The organism is Escherichia sp. WS2035 (assembly GCF_046487065.1).
Lineage (GTDB): Bacteria > Pseudomonadota > Gammaproteobacteria > Enterobacterales > Enterobacteriaceae > Escherichia > Escherichia coli.
In genome coordinates, this window is sequence record NZ_JBJQKD010000055.1 from 1 (window position 1) to 799 (window position 799).

The 799-nt window shown below is 58.2% G+C and carries 1 pseudogene; it reads right to left on the minus strand.

Features of this window, described 5'->3' with window-relative positions:
- Window positions 1-799: pseudogene (locus tag ACJHX4_RS26735) on the minus strand (host specificity protein J); the annotation flags it as partial.

Consider the following 799-nt stretch of genomic DNA (forward strand, 5'->3'; position numbering starts at 1 on the left):
ATGCGCGGCTCCGTGCCGCCAAAGCCGTCCGGCACCGACTGGTCGCAGTACTGGCCGATGACATACAGCGCCCATTTATCCACATCCGCCGCACCAAGACGTTTCCCCATGCCGTAGCGCGGATGGGTCAGCATATCCCACAGACACCAGGCCATGTTGTTGCTGTATGCCGGTTTTAACGTTCCGTCCCAGATACCGCTGTATTGCCGCGTCTGCGGGTTATAGTTCGACGGCACCTGCAGAATGCGCCCGCGAAGATGATAATTACGGCTCACCTGCTGGCTGCCGAACTGCTCCGAGTCCACCTGCACGCCAACCAGTGCCGTGTTCGGGTAGCACTGTTTCACATCGATGATTTCGGTGTATGACGACCAGAGCGTTTTGTTCAGCAGCTGGTCTGTGGTGCTGTCCGGCGTCATCCTGCGCATCCGGATATTAAACGGGCGCGGCGGCAGGTTATCCACCACCACCGAGGCCAGATACTGCGAGGTGGTTTTGCCCTTAATGGTGATGTCTTTTTCCGTCACCCAGCCACCGTTACGCTGTATCTGAACCAGCAGGCGAACTTCCGACGGATTCCTGTCTCCCTTTGAGGTGGTTTCCACCAGTGCCTGTACACCGAAGGTAAAGCGCAGACGGTCGATGTTTGCCGACGTGATGGTCCGGGTGATCGGCGTGTCATATTTCACTTCCGTACCCAGCACCGTCTCGGAGCCGGAGGATTCAAATCCCTCCGGCGGTGACTGCTCCTGCTCACCGGCCCGGAACACCACCGTGACGCCGGATATATTGGTATTCC